Origin of the sequence: Advenella mimigardefordensis DPN7 (assembly GCF_000521505.1) — a bacterium.
Taxonomy (GTDB): domain Bacteria; phylum Pseudomonadota; class Gammaproteobacteria; order Burkholderiales; family Burkholderiaceae_B; genus Advenella; species Advenella mimigardefordensis.
In genome coordinates, this window is the sequence record NZ_CP003915.1 from 51,001 (window position 1) to 68,546 (window position 17,546).

The following is a 17,546-nucleotide window of genomic DNA, read 5'->3' on the forward strand; positions in this document are numbered from 1 at the left end:
TTAGCGGTTTTTGAGCCAGCGAATGTAGAGATCACCACTGCGCTGTACAACGGTAACCAGTACGATAAGAATGGCAATCACAATCAGCATTACCTGCGTGTCAAAGCGCTGGTAACCATACCGTATGGCGAGATCACCCAGCCCGCCTGCTCCTACCGCGCCGGCCATGGCCGAGGCGCTGATGAGTGTTACCAGCGTGATGGTGACACCGCCGATGATCCCGGGCAGTGCTTCCGGCAGCAGGACATGGCGCACGATATCCCATTTTCTGCAGCCCATGGCCTGGGCCGCTTCGATCAGGCCGGGATCCACCTCACGCAGGCTCACTTCGGCGATACGGGCAAAGAACGGCGTGGCGCTGATGGCCAGCGGCACAATGGCCGCCCATACGCCAATAGAGGTGCCGGCAACGACGCGCGTAAAGGGAATGAGCGCGACCATCAGAACGATAAATGGTGTGGCGCGAAATCCATTGATTACGCTTCCCAGTATCTGGTTGATACGCGGGGATTGCAGGAATCCACCAGGCGAGGTAATGATCAGCAGCACCGCCAATGGAATGCCGACAAGAAAAGCGATGGCGCCCGACACGCCGACCATGATCAGGGTATCGGCAAAAGCCTGCCAGTAGCGATCAACCGAGAGGGACATAACCGATGGTCTCCACATGATGTGCAATGACAGGTTGCTCTATGCTGGCGCTCGCGGTCGAGATGACCGTTGCATGGCCGGGAATGGCGATGAGCAGGCGGCCCTGGGCGTGGCCCTGAATTCGGTCTACACCGCCATGCACCAGCCGAACCCGCGTATTGAGAACCCGTCCGATCAAAGACAGGTCTGGTTCCAGCCCGCCGCGACCGTTGTAGGTCAGCTGCAGAATCTGCTCGTAATCACCTGCTGCCGGTGGCGTGGCTTGCAGGCGCGTTCTGATATCGTCGGGAAGCTGATGCTGTAACGGTGCCAGCAACGCCTGGGTTGCTTCGTGAGCGGGGGCGCCGAACAGATTCCAGACTGGACCCGATTCGGCGATCCTGCCTTTTTCCAGAACCAGAACCTGATCACATATTTCCCGGATCACGCTCATTTCATGTGTGATAAGCACAATGGTGATGCCCAGACGTTTATTGATATCCTTCAGAAGCTGCAGGATACCCCGCGTGGTCTCAGGGTCCAGCGCCGACGTTGCTTCATCACAGAGCAGGATTTCCGGATGATGCACCAGTGCGCGGGCAATGCCGACACGCTGCTTTTGCCCGCCCGAGAGGCGTTGTGGAAAGGTATTGTGTTTGTCGTAAAGGCCCACCAGTTCAAGTAACTGCGTCACACGATGTTTGATTTCCGGCCTGGGCACGCCGGCCACCTGCAGCGGCAAGGCAATATTGTCCCAGACGGATTTGGCCGATAGCAGATTGAAATGCTGGAAGATCATCCCGATACGTCTGCGCAGGTGGACCAGCTCTGTCTCATCAAGCGTAGCGATGTCAACGCCATCCACTTTCACATGGCCGCTGCTGGGCGATTCAAGACGGTTGATCGTGCGCAGCAGACTGGATTTGCCGGCGCCAGAGCGACCAATAATGCCAAAAATGCTGGCAGCAGGAATATGCAGGGAAATGTCCTGCAGGGCATGCACGACGCCGCCAGAAGCATGATACGTCTTGCTCACCTTGTCAAACGTTACTGTGCCGCCCGTAGTTTGAGCGGCCGCAGCGTTTCCGGCATCGGTCTCATCAGGTACGGGCAGCGTCTGTGGCACCGAACTGTCCTGGATATCCAGGCGGAAACGGTTGTTGCTCAATGCTGTCGTGTAAGTCATTGCATAGCCGTTGGTTTATTTTTTCCATGCAAGCGCGTAAAGCCTGTCATCATTGGAAAATGCGCGGTGAATGTCTTTGCTTACCGCCGCCGATGAGTGATAGATTTCAATGAATTTTTTCAGATCGGGATTGTTCGCATGATCTTTACGCGTCACGAAACGAATAGCAAACTGGGCATCTTCTATCCCCGAGTAGATCAGTCCACTGGACGGGTCAAACGCTTTTGCTGCAACAATAAAATGAGGGTAGCCGAGAGCAAGATCTACATCGCTTGTAATACGCGCCAGCTGTGGCCCTTCAACCTCTACGAACTGCAGTTTTTTGGGGTTGTCGGTGATGTCATCGAGTGTGCCAAGGAAGCCGACTTCAGGTTTTAACTTGATCAGCCCGGATTTTTGCAACAACAGCAGGCCGCGCCCCTGGTTGACCGGGTCGTTGGCGATGGCCACCTTGCCGTTTTCAGGGATATCAGCAATGCTTTTGTGTTTCAGGGAATACAGACCGATATTGGACAGAATGCCCGTATCAACGGCAACCAGCTCAAAACCCTGTTTTTCATTGGCATTTTTCAGAAACGGCTCGTGCTGGAAGTAATTCACGTCCAGATCGCCGGAATTGAGTGCAACGTTGGGTGTGGTCCAGTCGGTAAATTCAACTACCTGGACGTCAATGCCTTCTTTTTTGGCCTCTTGCGCGGCGATGTTGACCGAGTCTGCATAGGCGCCAGGCACGACGCCGATCCGGAGCGTGCCTGCCTGTACAGAGGCGGCGGTGGCAAATAGCAGGATGGCCGAAGCAAGCGTTGCCTTTACTGTGTTTATCATAAGAACCCCGATGAGAAAATAATATGACGTTCGTGATGCACCCCGGTTGCGCACTGAACTCGCCATCATTACACCATCGGCTGTTCCTGGATCAAACAATAATTATCGAATTTGTTTATGAGTAAATGCGGTCATTTCCTTGCGGCATACGCTTATGTGAAGATGCAATAAGGGCGAGCCACACAGGAATAACAACAGCACGCGCGGGTCCAAAATAAGATGCAAACCAAACGACTGTTGCCGCATACACACTTGTGCTCAGCGTAAAAAATTACATATGTGTTGACAGTGCTTCAATTATTCATTGACAGCTGAAGGCTTTTATCCTTAATATTTAATCATATGGTTAAATATCAAAAAAACGATCTTGACGCTGTTTTTCATGCTTTGTCCGATCCAACCCGCCGGAAAATTATCGGCATGCTGGCCATTCGTGATCATTGCGTGGGTGAACTGGTGCCGTCGTTTTCCACATCATTTGTGGCCATATCCAAACACGTTAAGGTACTCGAACGTGTTGGTCTCGTCGCACGCCGCGTAGAAGGACGTAATCACTGGTGCGCGCTCAACACACGTCCCCTCAACGATGCTTATCACTGGCTTGCTGCTTATGAAACATTCTGGAGCGGGCGTCTGGATGGGCTGGAAAGTACGCTGGAAGAGATAAAGAAAGAAGACAGCGAATAGCCGTAATCGACTGTTTCCCATAACGCTATGGAGAAGACAAGTGACAGAAGCTACCGTGTCATCCCGGCAGATTGGCTCCAAAGAGACGGAGACTATGCCACAGACCAATGTACATGAGCAGCCTGGTCGTCTGCGACGGGTTATTGTGGCGTCATCACTGGGCGCTGTATTCGAGGCGTACGATCTGGTGCTTTATGGTCCGCTGGCTGCCATTATTGCCACACAGTTCTTTTCGGGACTGGATCAGGCATACGCCTACATCTTCACTTTATTATCTGCAGCGATCACCTATGTGGCGCGGCCTTTCGGCGGACTGGTATTCGGTCGACTTGGCGATCTGGTCGGTCGTAAACATACTTTCCTGCTCACGATTCTTATCATGGGTATTTCAACCGTCATTATTGGATTGCTGCCCAACTATGCTGCCATTGGCATTGCCTCGCCGATTCTGCTTATGACCCTGCGTATTGTTCAGGGGCTGGCATTCGGCGGGGAGTTTGGTGGTGCAGTGACCTTTATCGCCGAACATGCGCCTGCCGGGAAGCGAGGGTTCGCGACCAGCTCTGTCGCGATTACGATGGCATGTGGTCTGGTGCTGGCTATTCTGGTGGTTCTTGCCTGCGAGTTACTGGTGGGCAAAGAGGCCTTTGAGGCATGGGGCTGGCGGATTCCCTTTCTGCTTTCCGCCGTGCTGATGCTGATTTCTGTGTATATTCGGCTGCGGTTACAGGAGTCTCCGGTTTTTCTGAAAATGAAGCGCACCGGGCAAGGTTCAACACAGCCTATTAAGGAGGCGTTTGGACGCTGGCGTTACCTGCGCACGTCACTACTGGTACTGTTCGGCGCTGTGGCGGGCCAGGCCGTTGCGACGGCGACGGGAGCATATCCCATCTATATGCTCATGCTCAATCTAAAAATTGATCCGTTTCTGCTGCACTATACCATTCTGGGATACAGCGTGTTCTTTGTGTTGTTCATGATCATGGCCGGATGGATTTCGGATCGGATAGGACGAAAGCCGGTGATGCTTGCAGGTTTTCTGGGAACGGCTATCGTCGCATATCCTATCTTTCAGAGTATCACGCACTATGCGCATCCGGGTCTTGAGGCGTCTATCAAAGAGAGTCCGGTCATTATTTCTGCAGACCCCAGGCAGTGCGGTTCTTATTTCGATCCGACCAGATTCAGTCTTTCCGAGGGATCGAGTTCTTGCGATATGGCACGACGCGCGGTTGCCAAGCTTGGTGTGCCCTATGTCAATCGCGATGCCCCGGAAGACGGGCCAGCCAATATAGCAGTGGGCAACGATATTATTGTTTCGTTTAATGCTCATTCGCTGGATGAGGCGGCTTTAGCAAAAGAGAGTTCGGCTTTCAATGCGGCTGTTAAGGCCGCGCTGAGTGCTCACGGATATCTTACGAGCGCGCCGGCCGACAAGACGAATGTGCCGGCGCTCATTGGCTTGCTTGCTTTACTGAATTTCTTTGTTGCACTGGCCAGTGCGCCGCTGGCGATCTGGATGATAGAAATGTTTCCGACCCGCATTCGCTATACGGCCCTGGCCTTGTCATACAACATTGGCGGCTGGTTTGGTGGCTTTCTGCCAACCATTGCGTATGCTGCTTTCTATGCCACCGGTGATTTGTATGCCGGCGTCTGGTACATCGCCACCATGCTGTTGATTTCATTCCTTATTGGTGGATTGTTTTTGCCGGAAACACGTGGACGGCAACTGGAGTCTATCGCATGACGGTGAATACTGTTCAGAATGAAGCGGATGAAAGCCATTATCACGGTGTGGCATTGAGTCTGGTGCGCCGTCTTTGCGCGTCCCGCAGGCTTGTCTTTAAAGCATGTACCGACCCAAAATGGTTGATACGCTGGCTTGTGCCCGGTGCTGGCTGCGTCCAGTCGGTGATCATGGATGCTCGTCGTGATGGTGGATTTGAACTGGATGGAACCGATCCCGATGGTCTGCCGTATCACGTATGTGGTACCTGCCTGGACGTAGTCAGGGATGAACGAATAGTATTGACCTGGCAGTATCAGGGGGCGGCCGCAGGCCTGAACGGTCCGCCTACCAAAGTGACTATTGCTTTGCGCGCACTAGGCGAAGACAGTTGTGAACTCACTCTTACGCATACTGAACTTCCGCATGCAGAAGCTGCGGGTCATCAGCGCATGGTGTGGCAAATCTGCCTGGAACGCCTTGCATGGTCAACCGACCCGGCCACCGCTCATACTGATTTTCGGATGCCCGTGGGTGCCATCTCTGAAATATATGGCGAACATCATCGCACCTTACAGGATCAGTTTGATAGTCGAAAACTTGCAAACAGACTGCGTAAGGTATCGGTAGGAAGTGAATTAACAGCTGATGCTCGCGAGTTCATTCAGGCTCGTGATATGGTCTTTCTGAGTACTGTTGATCATCGCGGGTTTCCCACATGCTCCTATAAAGGCGGTGCGGTTGGCTTTGTGCATGTTGTCGATAGCCGAACACTCGTTTTGCCGAGCTACGACGGCAATGGCATGTATCTGTCTGCAGGTAATATCGCAGCCAATCCGAAAGTCGGCCTGTTATTCATTGACTTCGAAAGGCCACATCGCTTACGGATACATGGCGTTGCCAGCCTTGTACGTGATGAACACGAATTGAAGCATTTCCCTGGGGCAGAACTATTGATCACAATCAGCATCCACGAGGTATTTATCAACTGTCCGAGATATATTCACCATTATGAACGCGTTGGCACCTCGCGTTTCGTGCCGCAGGAAGAGGGTGAGACGCCAATGGCACTATGGAAAACACTGGATTTGATCCGTGACTACTTGCCCGAAAGAGATAAGAAAAAGCTGGAAGCGCAAGCGCTGCCGAGCATTACCCGCAAGGCGTATCTACAGCGGTTGAAGAAAGGGAAAACCTGATTGGTGTGTGATAGTGGTACGCTGTTTTGTCAATTGTACGTGTCTTATTGAAGAATAGCACAGGATCGTTCGTGGCGGCACAGTCTAAGACCCCGGCGTGATCATGCGTGCGCCTTTCCATTCGCCCTTATCCACCAATATCTCGCACTGCGTCCGCAGCAATTGCAGAAATTGCCACAAGCCGGTTGTGATTGATCGGTTATTTGCATAGATGATGACCAAACGGCGGGACAGATCCGGTTTGCGGATCGGGAGCGCTGCCAGCGTACCGGCATCGACTTCATTGTGCACCGCGGAGAAGGGCAGGATGGTACAAGCCAGATCCGTCATCGGCATCTGTTTGGTCAGGGTCAGAGATGTGTCAAATTCATGTCTTACGTCCAGGCGTATCCGATGCACAGCTGCCTGGTCTTCCAGCAATTCACGCAGGCCATGCGGACGGCTGGGAAGGGAGAGTGCAAACTCACCCAATTGTGAGAAATTGACTGATTTCTTATTGCGTGCCCGAGCTGGGTGCATTACCAGACAAAGTTCTTCGTCCATCAGCGGATCGGCGTGTAATCCGACTATCGGTATCATCGTGTAAAGCAGGGCGAAATCAAGCTGTCCGCGATGCAGGGAATCCACAATGGATCGATGAAAGCCCTCAACCACGTGCATCCGTAGCGATGGTAACGTCGTTCGCACCGCGTTTAACAGGCGCGGACCCAGCATGTTCGCAATCGAAGGCGGCAGGCCCATGGTGACCTGGCGCAGACCGGCATCATCGACGTCAGCCATGGCAAGTCGACGTCCGTTCAGCAACTGTTCGAAGCCGGGTAAGACGGCCTCATAAAGGCGTCGTCCGGCAGCGGTTAGCGTCACACCACGCCCCATCCGTTCAAACAGGCGTGCCTGCATTTCGCTTTCAAGTTTCAACACATGACGGCTGAATGTGGGTTGACTGACGCCTGCACTGAGCGCTCCCCGGGAAAGCGACCCCGCTTGCGCAGCAAGTACGAAGAAATGCAGCGAGGTGAAGTCAGCCGTTTGCAGTTCATCAAATTTCATTAGCTGAATAAGATATTCGAATATGAATGATAAGTATACATAATTGTATCTCTTGTCGTTATGCAAAGCCGTATAGTGGACGCATAACATCAAAGACAGGAGACACATCATGACTTTCATACGGACGCTCTTTATGCTTGGCGCATTGGTCCTGTTTAGCCAGCCCGCGCTTTCTCAGAAATACCCGGACAAACCTTTGCGGTTGATCGTTCCTTTTTCCGCAGGGGGCGTTACCGACCTCGTGGCACGGATCTACGCGAGCGAGCTGGGCAAATCGCTTGGGCAGACAGTCGTTGTTGAAAACAAGACAGGCGCAGCCGGTGCAGTGGCAATGGACGCGGTAAAGCAGGCTGCAGCGGATGGCTATACGCTGATGCTGGCAACCATAGGCACCCAGGCCATCAACCCGGCGCTGATCCCCACGTTACGCTATTCGCCTAACGACTTGGACTATGTGACGATGCTGACCACGGTGCCGCAGTTGCTGGTGGTAAATGCAAGCTCGCCTATACATAGCGTTGCCGAACTCGTAGACCATGCAAAAAAGAATCCGGGCACACTGAGTTATGGCTCGTCGGGTATCGGATCGGCGCCGCATTTGGCTGTCGAGATTTTTTCGTCCCGCGCCGGGTTCCAGGCGGTGCATGTTCCTTATCGAGGCAGTTCACAGTCGATTACCGATCTGATTGCCGGGCGGCTCGACTTCATGATTGATCCGGTGACGACAACGTTGCCCTACGTGCAAGCCGGGAAGCTGCGCGCCCTGGCCGTTTCTACACCCGAACGTCTGGCTGTGTTGCCAGATCTGCCTACCATTGCAGAATCAGGATACCCCGACTATGACGTGGGCGTCTGGAACACCATTGCAGTGAGGAAGGGTACGCCGCGGGCTGTCATCGAGCGCCTGGCCAGCGATTCGGCCCGTATTCTCTCATCTGAACAAATACGCAAGCGTTTGCAGGACGTGGGCGCAGTCCCTTTCGCCGCATCTCCTGAGGAGAGCCAGGCTTTCGTAGCGCGAGAACAGTCGAAGTACAAGCAGATCGTGCGTGACGCGAATCTCAAGGCAGAGTAACCATGGATCTCGGAATTCAAGGCCGGCAGGCCGTTGTATGTGCTGCCAGTAGCGGACTTGGTTTCGCCTGCGCCGAAGCGCTGGCACGCGAAGGTGTGGCGGTGACACTCGTGGGACGTGATCAGACCCGACTGGACCTAGCAGCAGCGCAGATCGTTGCAGTCGGCGGTCACCTTCCCGTGCAGACCGTTGTCGCGGATCTGTCTGATCCTCTGGAATACGGTGACCTGGCGAGTCGCACAGGTATTCCAGACATTCTTGTGACGAATGGTGGTGGCCCGCCTGTCCTGTACGACTCGATCGGCATCGGGAATGATTTATGGCAATCGTCCATGGACAGTCTGTTTCATGGCCCCGTGGCGTTAATCAATGCCTGCGTGAGGGAAATGTGCGCCCGGGGCTTCGGCCGCATCGTCAATATTTCCTCTGCTGCAGTGTTGAGCCCAAAGTCCGGATTTGCGTTGTCGGTATCACCACGAGCAGCCCTGATTACTTACTGCGATTTACTCGCGCGCGAAGTCGCAAAGCACAACGTGACCATGAATCATCTGCTGCCGCATAGCATCGAGACTGAACGGCTGAGCGCCAATCTGGCTGCGGAAGCGGCCCATCGTGGCATCAGTCTTGAACAATTGCGTGCACAGCGCGTATCAACCATTCCGGTTCAACGGCTGGGCGGCGTGCAGGAGTTTGCTGCGTACTGTGCGTTCCTGTGCGGCGCTCAGGCAGGCTATGTGACGGGCCGTAAACACGTTATTGATGGTGGAGTGAATATATGATGAGTATGACTAAAACGAGCCAGATGGCGCCGGTATCGGTGCGTGGTGGTGAGCTACTGGTGCGTTGCCTGATTGACCAGCAGGTAAGCCTGGCTTTCTGTGTGCCTGGCGAGAGCTATCTGGACGCGTTGGATGCACTCTATGAGCAGCGTGAACGCATCCGCCTGATCGTATGCCGCCACGAAGCGGGCGCTGCCAATATGGCTGAGGCATACGGCAAACTAACTGGTCGACCGGGCGTATGTTTCGTCACCCGTGGCCCCGGTGCGACGCACGCGAGTATTGCGGTACATACGGCTTTTGAAGATGAGACCCCGCTGGTTGTATTCGTTGGGCAGGTAGCAAGGGGGCACCTGGGGCGTGGCGCATTTCAGGAGGTCGACTATCGGGCAGTGTTTGGCAGCATGGCCAAATGGGTCGTCCAAGTGGATGACGCAGCTCGCATGCCCGAAATTGTTGCCCGAGCCTTTCAGATTGCGGTGAGTGGCCGACCCGGCCCGGTTGTGGTGGCGCTGCCGGAAGACGTTCTTGAGGCTCGCCTTTTCGAGCTTCCACCGTCGGTGCGGGCCTGGACTCCGTTGCACTACGGCCCCGCGCCCACTGTCATGGACAAAGTGAGTAGTGAGCTGGCCAGTAGCAAGAAGCCGTTGCTGATCGTTGGTGGCGGCGGTTGGACTCCTCAGGCATCGGCGACGTTAGCCGAGTTTGCGCAGACGTTCTGCCTGCCGGTGATCGCGGAATTTCGTTGTCAGGATTATCTGGACAATCGTCACGACTGCTATATCGGTGACCTTGGACTTTCAACCAACCCTGCACTGGTGGCACGGGTGAAGGAAAGCGACCTGCTTCTTGTCCTGGGTGGTCGTCTGTCGGAAGCACTGACCGCTGGGTACCGTCTGGTTGATACGCCACGGCCTCGCCAGCGGATGATTCACGTGCATGCGGATGCCGACGAGCTGGGACGTGTTTATCATGCCGACCTGCTGGTGCCGTCTCTGGCGGAAACCTTTCTGCAGAGCGCGCTAGGCGTTCGTGAGCGGCTGTTCTGCGGCGATGTTCCCTGGAAAAACTGGACCGCCGCTGCCCGATCAGATTATCTGACGTTTGTTGCGCCCACGCCGGAAGGCGGTGCTTTGAATATGGCAGAGGTGGTTGCCACGCTGGATCAGGTGCTGGAGCCAGATGCGATCATCACCAATGGCGCGGGTAACTATACTACATGGCTGCACCGTCACTATCGGTACAAGCATTTTCGCAGTCAGCTTGCACCGCTGAATGGTGCCATGGGTTACGGTTTGCCTGCAGCGATTGCTGCCAAGATCCACGAGCCGCAACGCCAGGTGGTTTGCCTGGCGGGCGATGGTTGCTTTCTGATGAATGTTCAGGAACTGGAAACGGCAGTGCGATACAACGCGTCTGTCGTCTTCGTCGTAGTCGTGAACGGTTCGTATGGAACCATCCGTGCTCATCAGGAACGGCGATTCCCTGGCCGGGTTTACGCGACAGACATTGGCAATCCTGATTTCGTGGCGCTCGCCGACTCCTTCGGCCTGGCAGCCGAAAGGGTGCTGACGCATGAGGCGTTTGCACCGGCGCTGCAACGTGCACTTGAAGTCGGTGTGCCAAGTCTGATTGAGTTACGTACCGACATCGAACAACTCAGTGCCCAGAGCAGGCTGTCCACTGTACGAGATCGCGCTTTGGCAGCCATTCGAGAACAAATTGTTTAACCCTGAATTTGGAGAATACAACCATGATTACTAACCCACTTGTCAAAAAACTCGCTGCCTCGCAGACTGTTCTGGGTGTTGCGGTACGTCAGGCTCGCACGGTGGATGTCGCGCGGATTATGAAAACCGCGGGCTATGACTTTCTGTTCATTGACACGGAGCACACGCCGGTGCCTGCTGATGTCGTTAGCCAAATTTGCCAGGCTGCACTCGGAACAGGTATTGCGCCTATTGTGCGCACGCCCAACCTGGAGCGTGTCCACGCGATTCACGCCCTGGACAGCGGTGCACAGGGCCTGGTATTTCCACATGTGGAGAACGCGGACGAAGCGCGACACATTGTCGATATTTGCCGCTATGCGCCCATAGGTCATCGATCCATGGCCTATGGCCTGCCGCATGTGGAATTCGCAAGCCATGCTCCCCGGGAACTGATGGATTTCATCAACCGGGAGACGTTGATCGCTGTAATGCTCGAAACGCCGCAGGCCATCGAGCAATGCGAAGCCATCGCTGCCGTGCCAGGAATCGATATTCTCCACGTTGGCACTCAGGATCTGTCTGCCGAAATGGGTATACCGGGCGAGGTGGGTGCGGACAGTATTGCCCAGGCCATTGCGAGGGTCTCGCGCGCCTGCTCAGCCCATGGGAAAGTGCTGGGCGTAGGCGGTTGCTACGAACCTGAGTTCATTCAGCGGTATGTGAACGAAGCACAGGCAAGGTTCTTTGTGGTCGGCAGCGATCTCGGCTATTTGCTGGGTGCGGCCCGGGCTCAGGTCAGCAAAGTGCGTTCGTCACTTGAAAAGTAAGTGGATAGACAAAAGGAGGAGAAGTGTATGAGCGACGTAAATAAGCGACTACAGGTCGCAGGTGCCAGCACGGTATGTGCAGTACTGGACATGCTTGGTGTTTCCGGCACGATTGTGGGGCTTCCGGCCGTTCAGCCTGGCCGCTCATTTGCCGGACCTGCCTTCACCGTAAAGGCGTCGACCGGACCATTGGGGACCTATGATCCCTCTGCGTTCGATATTGCCATGTATGCCGATCAAGCCGGCCCGGGCCAGGTGATCGCGATTGACGCAGGCGGCGCCGCCGTTTCGCTGGCGGGGGGCATTGCTGCGCAGGCGAGTGCCCGGCGAGGCGTCGCCGCCTGGGTTGTTGATGGTGGCATGCGTGATGTGGACGAACTCGGGGATACAGGAATTCCGATACATGTACGCTATGGATTGCCGGTCACTGGCCGCACCCGAGTTCGCATCGATCAGATCAACGGTCCCATTGTTATCGCTGGTGTTGCCGTCGAGCCGATGGACGTGCTCGTTGGCGATGCGACCGGGATCGGGCGTGTGCCTTTCAGCCAGCTTGACGATGTGGTGAAAATGGCCGACTGGATCACCGGCCGGGACCGGATCGCGAGCAGGCTGGTAAGTGAAGGGGTGTCGTTCTCTGGTGCATTCAAGGAAGCAACCGCAGAGTACACCGCGCTGCATGGTCCGTTGGGGAGTTGAACTGCACCACCCAGGCAATATGCTTATTGATCCGGGTGGGCAAATGTCACGGGGCTGTCCTGAAGTAGCGCTGCATTATATGATGACGGTCCCATATGAACAGGCAGTCTACTAATGCATCCCCCTGATCAACCCCTCCGCCAGCTTTTCCGCCACCATGGTGGTGGGCACATTGGTGTTGGCTCGGGGTACGCAGGGCATCACCGATGCATCGATCACATGTAGTCCTTCTATCCCATGCACCGCACCGTCTATGGGCGAGACAACGGCGCCTTGATCGCTTGCGCTGCCCATCCGGCAGGTTCCGGAAGGATGGTAGCCGCCTATGGTGTGCTTACGGATAATTTCCTCCATCGCGGCATCGTCCTGAAGCGCTTGCTGTATATTCACGCCACTGGAAAAGAGCCGGTCAATCACCATTTTGCGTAACGAAGCAGGTCCTTCGGTCAAAAGTGCCGGCCCCAGCGTCATGAGCCAGTTGCGCACATTTACGCTCCCCACCAGTTTGGCCATCGCACCATGGGTGGCAACGAAAGGATCACTGCTGGCTTGCTGCATTTCTCTGGAGCAATAAAGCGACCACATACGACGCACGGCCAGCTTCATCCGTTCCATGTCGCGAGGGTCTGACAGCATCTGGAATGCAATCTCTGGGCGGGCCATGGGATTGTCAGGATTTAAGCGAACCCAGCCGGTGGAATATGGTTTATTGATCCAGCTGAACAGCGAGCCGATACGTCTGCCGATGGGATGCCATGCGGATTTCGCGACCACGACCATGAACATGTCACCCTGCCCGCAGTCCGGGAGTGCTGATGAGTACCGCCAGGCTGCCTGTACGTGGCGGCGTGGCGTTTTGCCCAGGCGGTGTCCTGGTCGAATCCATGAGGACATGGCGATGGAAGGATGCTCATGCAGGTTCTGACCTACTCCGGGCAGGGCATGGACGACCTCTATGCCTGCCTGTTGGAGTTGTTCGATGTCACCGATGCCTGCACGCAATAGCATGGCCGGGCTTTCCAGTGCTCCTGCTGACAGAATAACCCGCCTGGCCAGAATGCGTTCTTCTCCAGCCTGCACGCCAATGGCGCGCCGTCCTTCGAAGAGCACGCGATCGACCTTGGTGCGGGAACGAATCGTCAGATTCGCACGTTTCCGGGTGCTTGGATCCAGATAGCCCATCGCTGCCGAGCTGCGGGAGCGGCGATTCGTGGTGAGCGACATGGGAAACCAGCCATCTTTAAAAACCGCATTCTGGTCATCAATGTTGTGATATCCCTCGGCGCTGATTGCCTGCATGGTCGCGTTGGTGAAGCCGGGCCATTCCCCGGGCATCACGCGGCTGATGGAGATCGGGCCGGCGTTGCCGTGCAGGGGGCCGTCATAATCCATGTCGGTCTCCAACTTGCGGAAGTAGGGCAGGACGCCTTCCCAGTCCCAGCCTTCTGCGCCTCTGGCTGCCCATTCGTCGTAATCGGCCGGTAAGCCCCGATTACCGATCTCGCCGTTCATGCTGGAACCACCACCAATCACGCGCGGCTGAATATACGGTTTCACAGGCGTTCGGGAAGCGCCATCTGCCGATGTCGACATGAGCGACGCATTCATATCGCGCCACTGGTAGTCTGGATTGAAGGCCGCGCGGTAGGGATAAACGTCCAGGATCTCTTCAGGCTCCTGTCCCGGCTGAAAATCGCTTCCGGCTTCGATCAGCAGCACCTGGTTCGCGCCCGACGCCGAGAGTCTGTTTGCCAGGACGCACCCGGCGGGTCCGCCGCCAACGATGATGTGGCTATAGGTGACTGTCATGTCGTAGATTCGCCTATTCTTTTTCTTTCAGGGTGAATGCCTGATAGGCAGTACGATTGGCGAGAATATATTCCCAATCGTATTCCACGCCCAGGCCGGGTCCTTCGGGTACGGGCATGCAGCCATCTTCCCCGATATCTTCGAGTGCATCGCTGTAGCCGGAACCAAAGACCGGCGGGACGGGATTGGCAACGCCCGGGGCAACAAGCGATAACTCATACCAGCTTGCATTACGCATGGCTGCCATGCAGTGGCGCTGTGCCGGGCCGGCGGCATGGATTTCGCAATCAAGCCCGAAGGCCTCGGCCAAATGAGCGGCTTTCATGGTGCCGGTGATCCCCATATCGTAATCGGGATCAACCCGCAGATAGTCTGTTGCCCTGTCACGCAGCCATGCGGCTTTGCTTTCAAGACCCCGGACATGCTCGGTGAGCATCAAGGGGGTGCGGATGTTTTCCTTCAGCTGTCGGGCGGCATGGGGTGACCATCCGGCATCCATGAACGGGTCTTCGTACCACACATAGCCACCTTCATCGCATGCCTTGCCAACGTAGATGGCATCAGCCAATGTGCTCAACTCGCTGGCTGCGTCGTACATCAGATCCATCTTATCGCCAACGCGTTTGGCGCAAAGCAGTAGATTGGCTGCTTCTTCTTTGGGGTCACCGTCACCCCAGCCGTGGATTTTGTAACCCCGGTAGCCCAGAGCAAGGCATTCCTCGGCAAAATCGGCATACGCTTCGATACTGTCCAGAATACCGTCACGTCCTCCGTTCAGGGTGCTGGCATACGTGGGCAGTCGCTGCCGGTACCCGCCCAGCAGTCGCCAGACCGGACGATTGACCGATTTGCCGGCGAGATCCCATAGCGCGATGTCCAGCGCAGAGTGGCCGATAGCCATGTAATGACGATGGGCACGCTTGAGTTTGTTGTAGATGGCTTCCCGCTCTTCCGCATCCTCGCCCAGCAGAAGGCTTGCCGCTGCCTTGACTTGCCCGACCATGGCGCCATTCTTGCCGCTATGCACGCTGCAATATTCACCATGGCGGCCGTCTGCCGTTTCTATTTTGACGGCAAATGCCGATAAACGTGATTGCGCGCCTTTCATCACGCAACGGTTACCACTGCCGTCCACCCCCAGACCATCCACGGTATAGCCGAATTCGTGCACTTCAACTTTGGCGATTCGTGCCTCCGGTCTCACTCCTATCAATCTGTTCATGCCATTCCTTAAAATTTTTTCTTGCATTTTATGAAGTTGTCTGACAGAATAATTTTAAACATACTTATTTATGACCGTCAACAGAATTTATTGGAAATAATAGACATGGACGAAAGTCGCTCGGCAATTGCCTACCGGCAGATCAGGAACTATATCGATGGCGTGGAAGATGGCGCGCGCTTGCCGCCTGAATCTGATTTTGCCCAGATGTTCGAGCTGTCACGCGCCAGTATCCGTGAGGCCCTTGCCCGGCTCAGAGCCGAAGGCATTGTCCGTTCGCGTAAAGGTTCAGGTACGTTTGCCGTGCATAGCGGCGCGCCTGAAATGGTGCGGCTCTCGGCTATTTCCTCTGTACGTGAACTCGCTCAGTGGCATGAGGTACGTCTGGCCCTGGAAAGCGAAGTGGCCGCGCTGGCGGCAGACCGGCGTACCGATAAGGATCTGGAGATGCTGGTTGCAGCCCAGGACGCGCTGATGGCCAGCCTGCTTACCGGGCGGGGCGAGCAGGAAGATGTCGCGTTTCACGCGGCGCTGGCAGTGTGTGCGCACAATCCGATGCTGTCAGATGCATTGGGACGTCTCACCTCACATATTTTTAAATGGGGCAATCTGTCCGCGCAGCGTTCTACGCTCACCATGGCTGAGCGTCGCGAATTGATTGCCCTGGAACATGGCGCCATCGTTGACGCGGTTGCCAAACGCGATAGTGATCGCGCACGTGCTGAAATGCGCCGGCATCTGCTGGCCGGACGAACGCGGGTGCTGAGCGATATGCAGTTGTAAACACATAGACTCACGGAGGAGGTAGTTGTGTTATGAAAACAGCAAATATAAGTAGACGAACACTTTTGCGCCTGGGCGCAGCCAGCCTGGTAACGGCAGGATTTCCAAGTATCGGGCGGGCGGCAAATCTGTCGGGCACCGTCCGGGTCTGGTCATTTCTAAGTGCCGATGGGAGGTCGCCACGCGAGGTGGTGCTGCGTGACATCATCAAACGTTTCTCGGCCGCCAATCCCAATGTTAAGGTGGTTGTGGAGGCTCAGCCTTTTCAGGAGCTCGAGGTTAAGTTTGTGGCCGCCTCGGCACAGAACCGTGCGCCCGACGTGATCTGGATGCGCGATACGTTTCTGGATCTGGTTCAGCGACGCGGTGCATTGGCAGACCTTAACGGTTTGCTGTCGGAAGATTTCAAGACTCGCGCACTACCGGATCTTTATCCGGTTTTTGTCGAAAAGTCTGTCTTCGATGGCAAGCGCACTTCACTGCCTCTCTGGCCCAGCCCCGCACAAACCATCTTCTATCGCAAGGATGCGCTGGCGGAAGTGGGTCTTAAGGAGCCACCCAAAACCTGGAGCGATTTCGTTCCGGTTGCCGGCAAATTGACCAAAGGCGAGCGGCTTGGGTTCGGTCTTCCGACCAATGACAATAGTGTGTCTGCATTTATTAATATGCTGTCCGGCTTTGGACCGTCGATTTTTGATGCGAAAACAGGCCAATTCGACGTGATCGGTGCGCACGCTATCGAAGTGGGCAATGTTGTCAGACAGCTTGTCGATAACGGCGCATTGTCATCTACCCTGTTGAACGCGATGGGAGACGATATTCAGGATCAGTTCGCTTCGGGTCGATTCGCGATGGTGCAGGCGTTTGCTCCGCGTTTTCAACAATATAAGCAGATTGCCGCTGCCTATAAAAGCGAGGATCTCGCTGTTGCGCCCTGGCCTGCTTTCGGCTCCAATCCTCCGGCTGTGCTGCTTGGTCCGTACTGGACCGTCGGGGTCGCGTCAAAATCAGCCAACCCAGCGGCGGCAACGGCCTTTGTCGAAAGCCTGTACAGTGAAGAAGCGTCCATGGGGTGGGCGAAAACGGCAGGCCTGGTTCCGGATCGGCGTTCAGTCCTGAAAGCACCCTATTTTTCGACCCCGGAGGCGGCTGATATTCAGTCATTCATGGCGCTGCTTGCCAGTCCCGGCGTGATGACCTTCCCCCAGCGCATGCCGGACATTACCAAAGTATTCCCCGTGATGAACACTGCATTGCAGGAGTTGATCGGAACCAAAGAAAGTGTCGAGGCTATTCTGGCTCGCGCAAAATCAACGCTGGGTTGGTAGGACACG

Annotated in this window: 16 protein-coding genes; 10 read left to right on the forward strand and 6 right to left on the reverse strand. The window is 55.5% G+C overall.

What is annotated here, in order from left to right; genetic code table 11:
* The 3 genes from MIM_RS00230 to MIM_RS00240 are packed head-to-tail and all read right to left on the reverse strand — an operon-like array spanning position 1 to position 2,641.
* Positions 1-651 carry a methionine ABC transporter permease gene (locus MIM_RS00230; protein WP_025370740.1) on the reverse strand — a complete coding sequence of 217 codons (651 nt, stop codon included), beginning with the start codon at positions 649-651 and terminating at the stop codon, positions 1-3.
* Complete coding sequence (locus MIM_RS00235; RefSeq protein ID WP_025370741.1) at positions 635-1,816, reverse strand: methionine ABC transporter ATP-binding protein; 1,182 nt, start codon at positions 1,814-1,816, stop codon at positions 635-637. The genes MIM_RS00230 and MIM_RS00235 overlap by 17 nt, the downstream gene beginning before the upstream one ends.
* A 15-nt stretch (positions 1,817-1,831) precedes the next feature.
* Positions 1,832-2,641 carry a MetQ/NlpA family ABC transporter substrate-binding protein gene (locus tag MIM_RS00240; protein ID WP_025370742.1) on the reverse strand — a complete coding sequence of 270 codons (810 nt, stop codon included), beginning with the start codon at positions 2,639-2,641 and terminating at the stop codon, positions 1,832-1,834.
* A gap of 342 nt (positions 2,642-2,983) precedes the next feature.
* Between MIM_RS00240 and MIM_RS00245 the strand changes: the two genes are divergently transcribed.
* The 3 genes from MIM_RS00245 to MIM_RS22340 are packed head-to-tail and all read left to right on the forward strand — an operon-like array spanning position 2,984 to position 6,256.
* Complete coding sequence (locus MIM_RS00245; protein ID WP_042069767.1) at positions 2,984-3,328, forward strand: ArsR/SmtB family transcription factor; 345 nt, start codon at positions 2,984-2,986, stop codon at positions 3,326-3,328.
* Positions 3,329-3,368: 40 nt separating this feature from the next.
* A complete protein-coding gene (locus tag MIM_RS00250; RefSeq protein ID WP_245592795.1) occupies positions 3,369-5,078 on the forward strand; it encodes an MFS transporter in 1,710 nt (569 codons plus the stop codon).
* On the forward strand, positions 5,075-6,256 hold the full coding sequence (locus MIM_RS22340; RefSeq protein WP_084458873.1) for a pyridoxamine 5'-phosphate oxidase family protein: 1,182 nt from the start codon (positions 5,075-5,077) through the stop codon (positions 6,254-6,256). The genes MIM_RS00250 and MIM_RS22340 overlap by 4 nt, the downstream gene beginning before the upstream one ends.
* Positions 6,257-6,340: 84 nt before the next feature.
* Here MIM_RS22340 and MIM_RS00260 read toward each other — a convergent pair whose 3' ends face one another.
* A complete protein-coding gene (locus MIM_RS00260; RefSeq protein ID WP_158318678.1) occupies positions 6,341-7,306 on the reverse strand; it encodes a LysR family transcriptional regulator in 966 nt (321 codons plus the stop codon).
* Positions 7,307-7,415: 109 nt separating this feature from the next.
* On the opposite strand from MIM_RS00260, the gene MIM_RS00265 reads away from it, so the two are divergent.
* Genes MIM_RS00265 through MIM_RS00285 form a run of 5 tightly spaced genes read left to right on the forward strand, consistent with a single transcriptional unit; the run spans position 7,416 to position 12,398 of the window.
* Positions 7,416-8,381 (forward strand): Bug family tripartite tricarboxylate transporter substrate binding protein, encoded by a 966-nt coding sequence (locus MIM_RS00265; protein WP_025370747.1) that lies wholly within the window; start codon positions 7,416-7,418, stop codon positions 8,379-8,381.
* Between the two features lie 2 nt (positions 8,382-8,383).
* Entirely contained in the window at positions 8,384-9,160 is a 777-nt protein-coding gene (locus MIM_RS00270; protein WP_025370748.1) for an SDR family oxidoreductase, read from the forward strand.
* A complete protein-coding gene (locus MIM_RS00275) occupies positions 9,157-10,890 on the forward strand; it encodes a thiamine pyrophosphate-binding protein (protein WP_222836906.1) in 1,734 nt (577 codons plus the stop codon). Before MIM_RS00270 ends, MIM_RS00275 begins: the two co-directional genes overlap by 4 nt.
* A gap of 23 nt (positions 10,891-10,913) precedes the next feature.
* Positions 10,914-11,699, forward strand: coding sequence for an HpcH/HpaI aldolase family protein (locus MIM_RS00280; protein ID WP_042069771.1), 786 nt, complete (start codon positions 10,914-10,916; stop codon positions 11,697-11,699).
* A 27-nt stretch (positions 11,700-11,726) separates the two neighbouring features.
* A complete protein-coding gene (locus MIM_RS00285; protein WP_025370751.1) occupies positions 11,727-12,398 on the forward strand; it encodes an RraA family protein in 672 nt (223 codons plus the stop codon).
* Positions 12,399-12,509: 111 nt separating this feature from the next.
* Here MIM_RS00285 and MIM_RS00290 read toward each other — a convergent pair whose 3' ends face one another.
* Complete coding sequence (locus MIM_RS00290; RefSeq protein WP_025370752.1) at positions 12,510-14,207, reverse strand: GMC family oxidoreductase; 1,698 nt, start codon at positions 14,205-14,207, stop codon at positions 12,510-12,512.
* Between the two features lie 13 nt (positions 14,208-14,220).
* A complete protein-coding gene (locus MIM_RS00295; protein ID WP_042069774.1) occupies positions 14,221-15,429 on the reverse strand; it encodes an enolase C-terminal domain-like protein in 1,209 nt (402 codons plus the stop codon).
* A gap of 105 nt (positions 15,430-15,534) precedes the next feature.
* Between MIM_RS00295 and MIM_RS00300 the strand changes: the two genes are divergently transcribed.
* Together MIM_RS00300 and MIM_RS00305 are read left to right on the forward strand one after the other, a co-directional pair.
* The gene (locus tag MIM_RS00300; protein ID WP_025370754.1) at positions 15,535-16,212 is read left to right on the forward strand and encodes a FadR/GntR family transcriptional regulator; all 678 of its coding nucleotides are present in this window, start codon (positions 15,535-15,537) and stop codon (positions 16,210-16,212) included.
* A gap of 32 nt (positions 16,213-16,244) precedes the next feature.
* The gene (locus tag MIM_RS00305; protein WP_025370755.1) at positions 16,245-17,540 is read left to right on the forward strand and encodes an ABC transporter substrate-binding protein; all 1,296 of its coding nucleotides are present in this window, start codon (positions 16,245-16,247) and stop codon (positions 17,538-17,540) included.
* Positions 17,541-17,546: the final 6 nt, after the last annotated feature.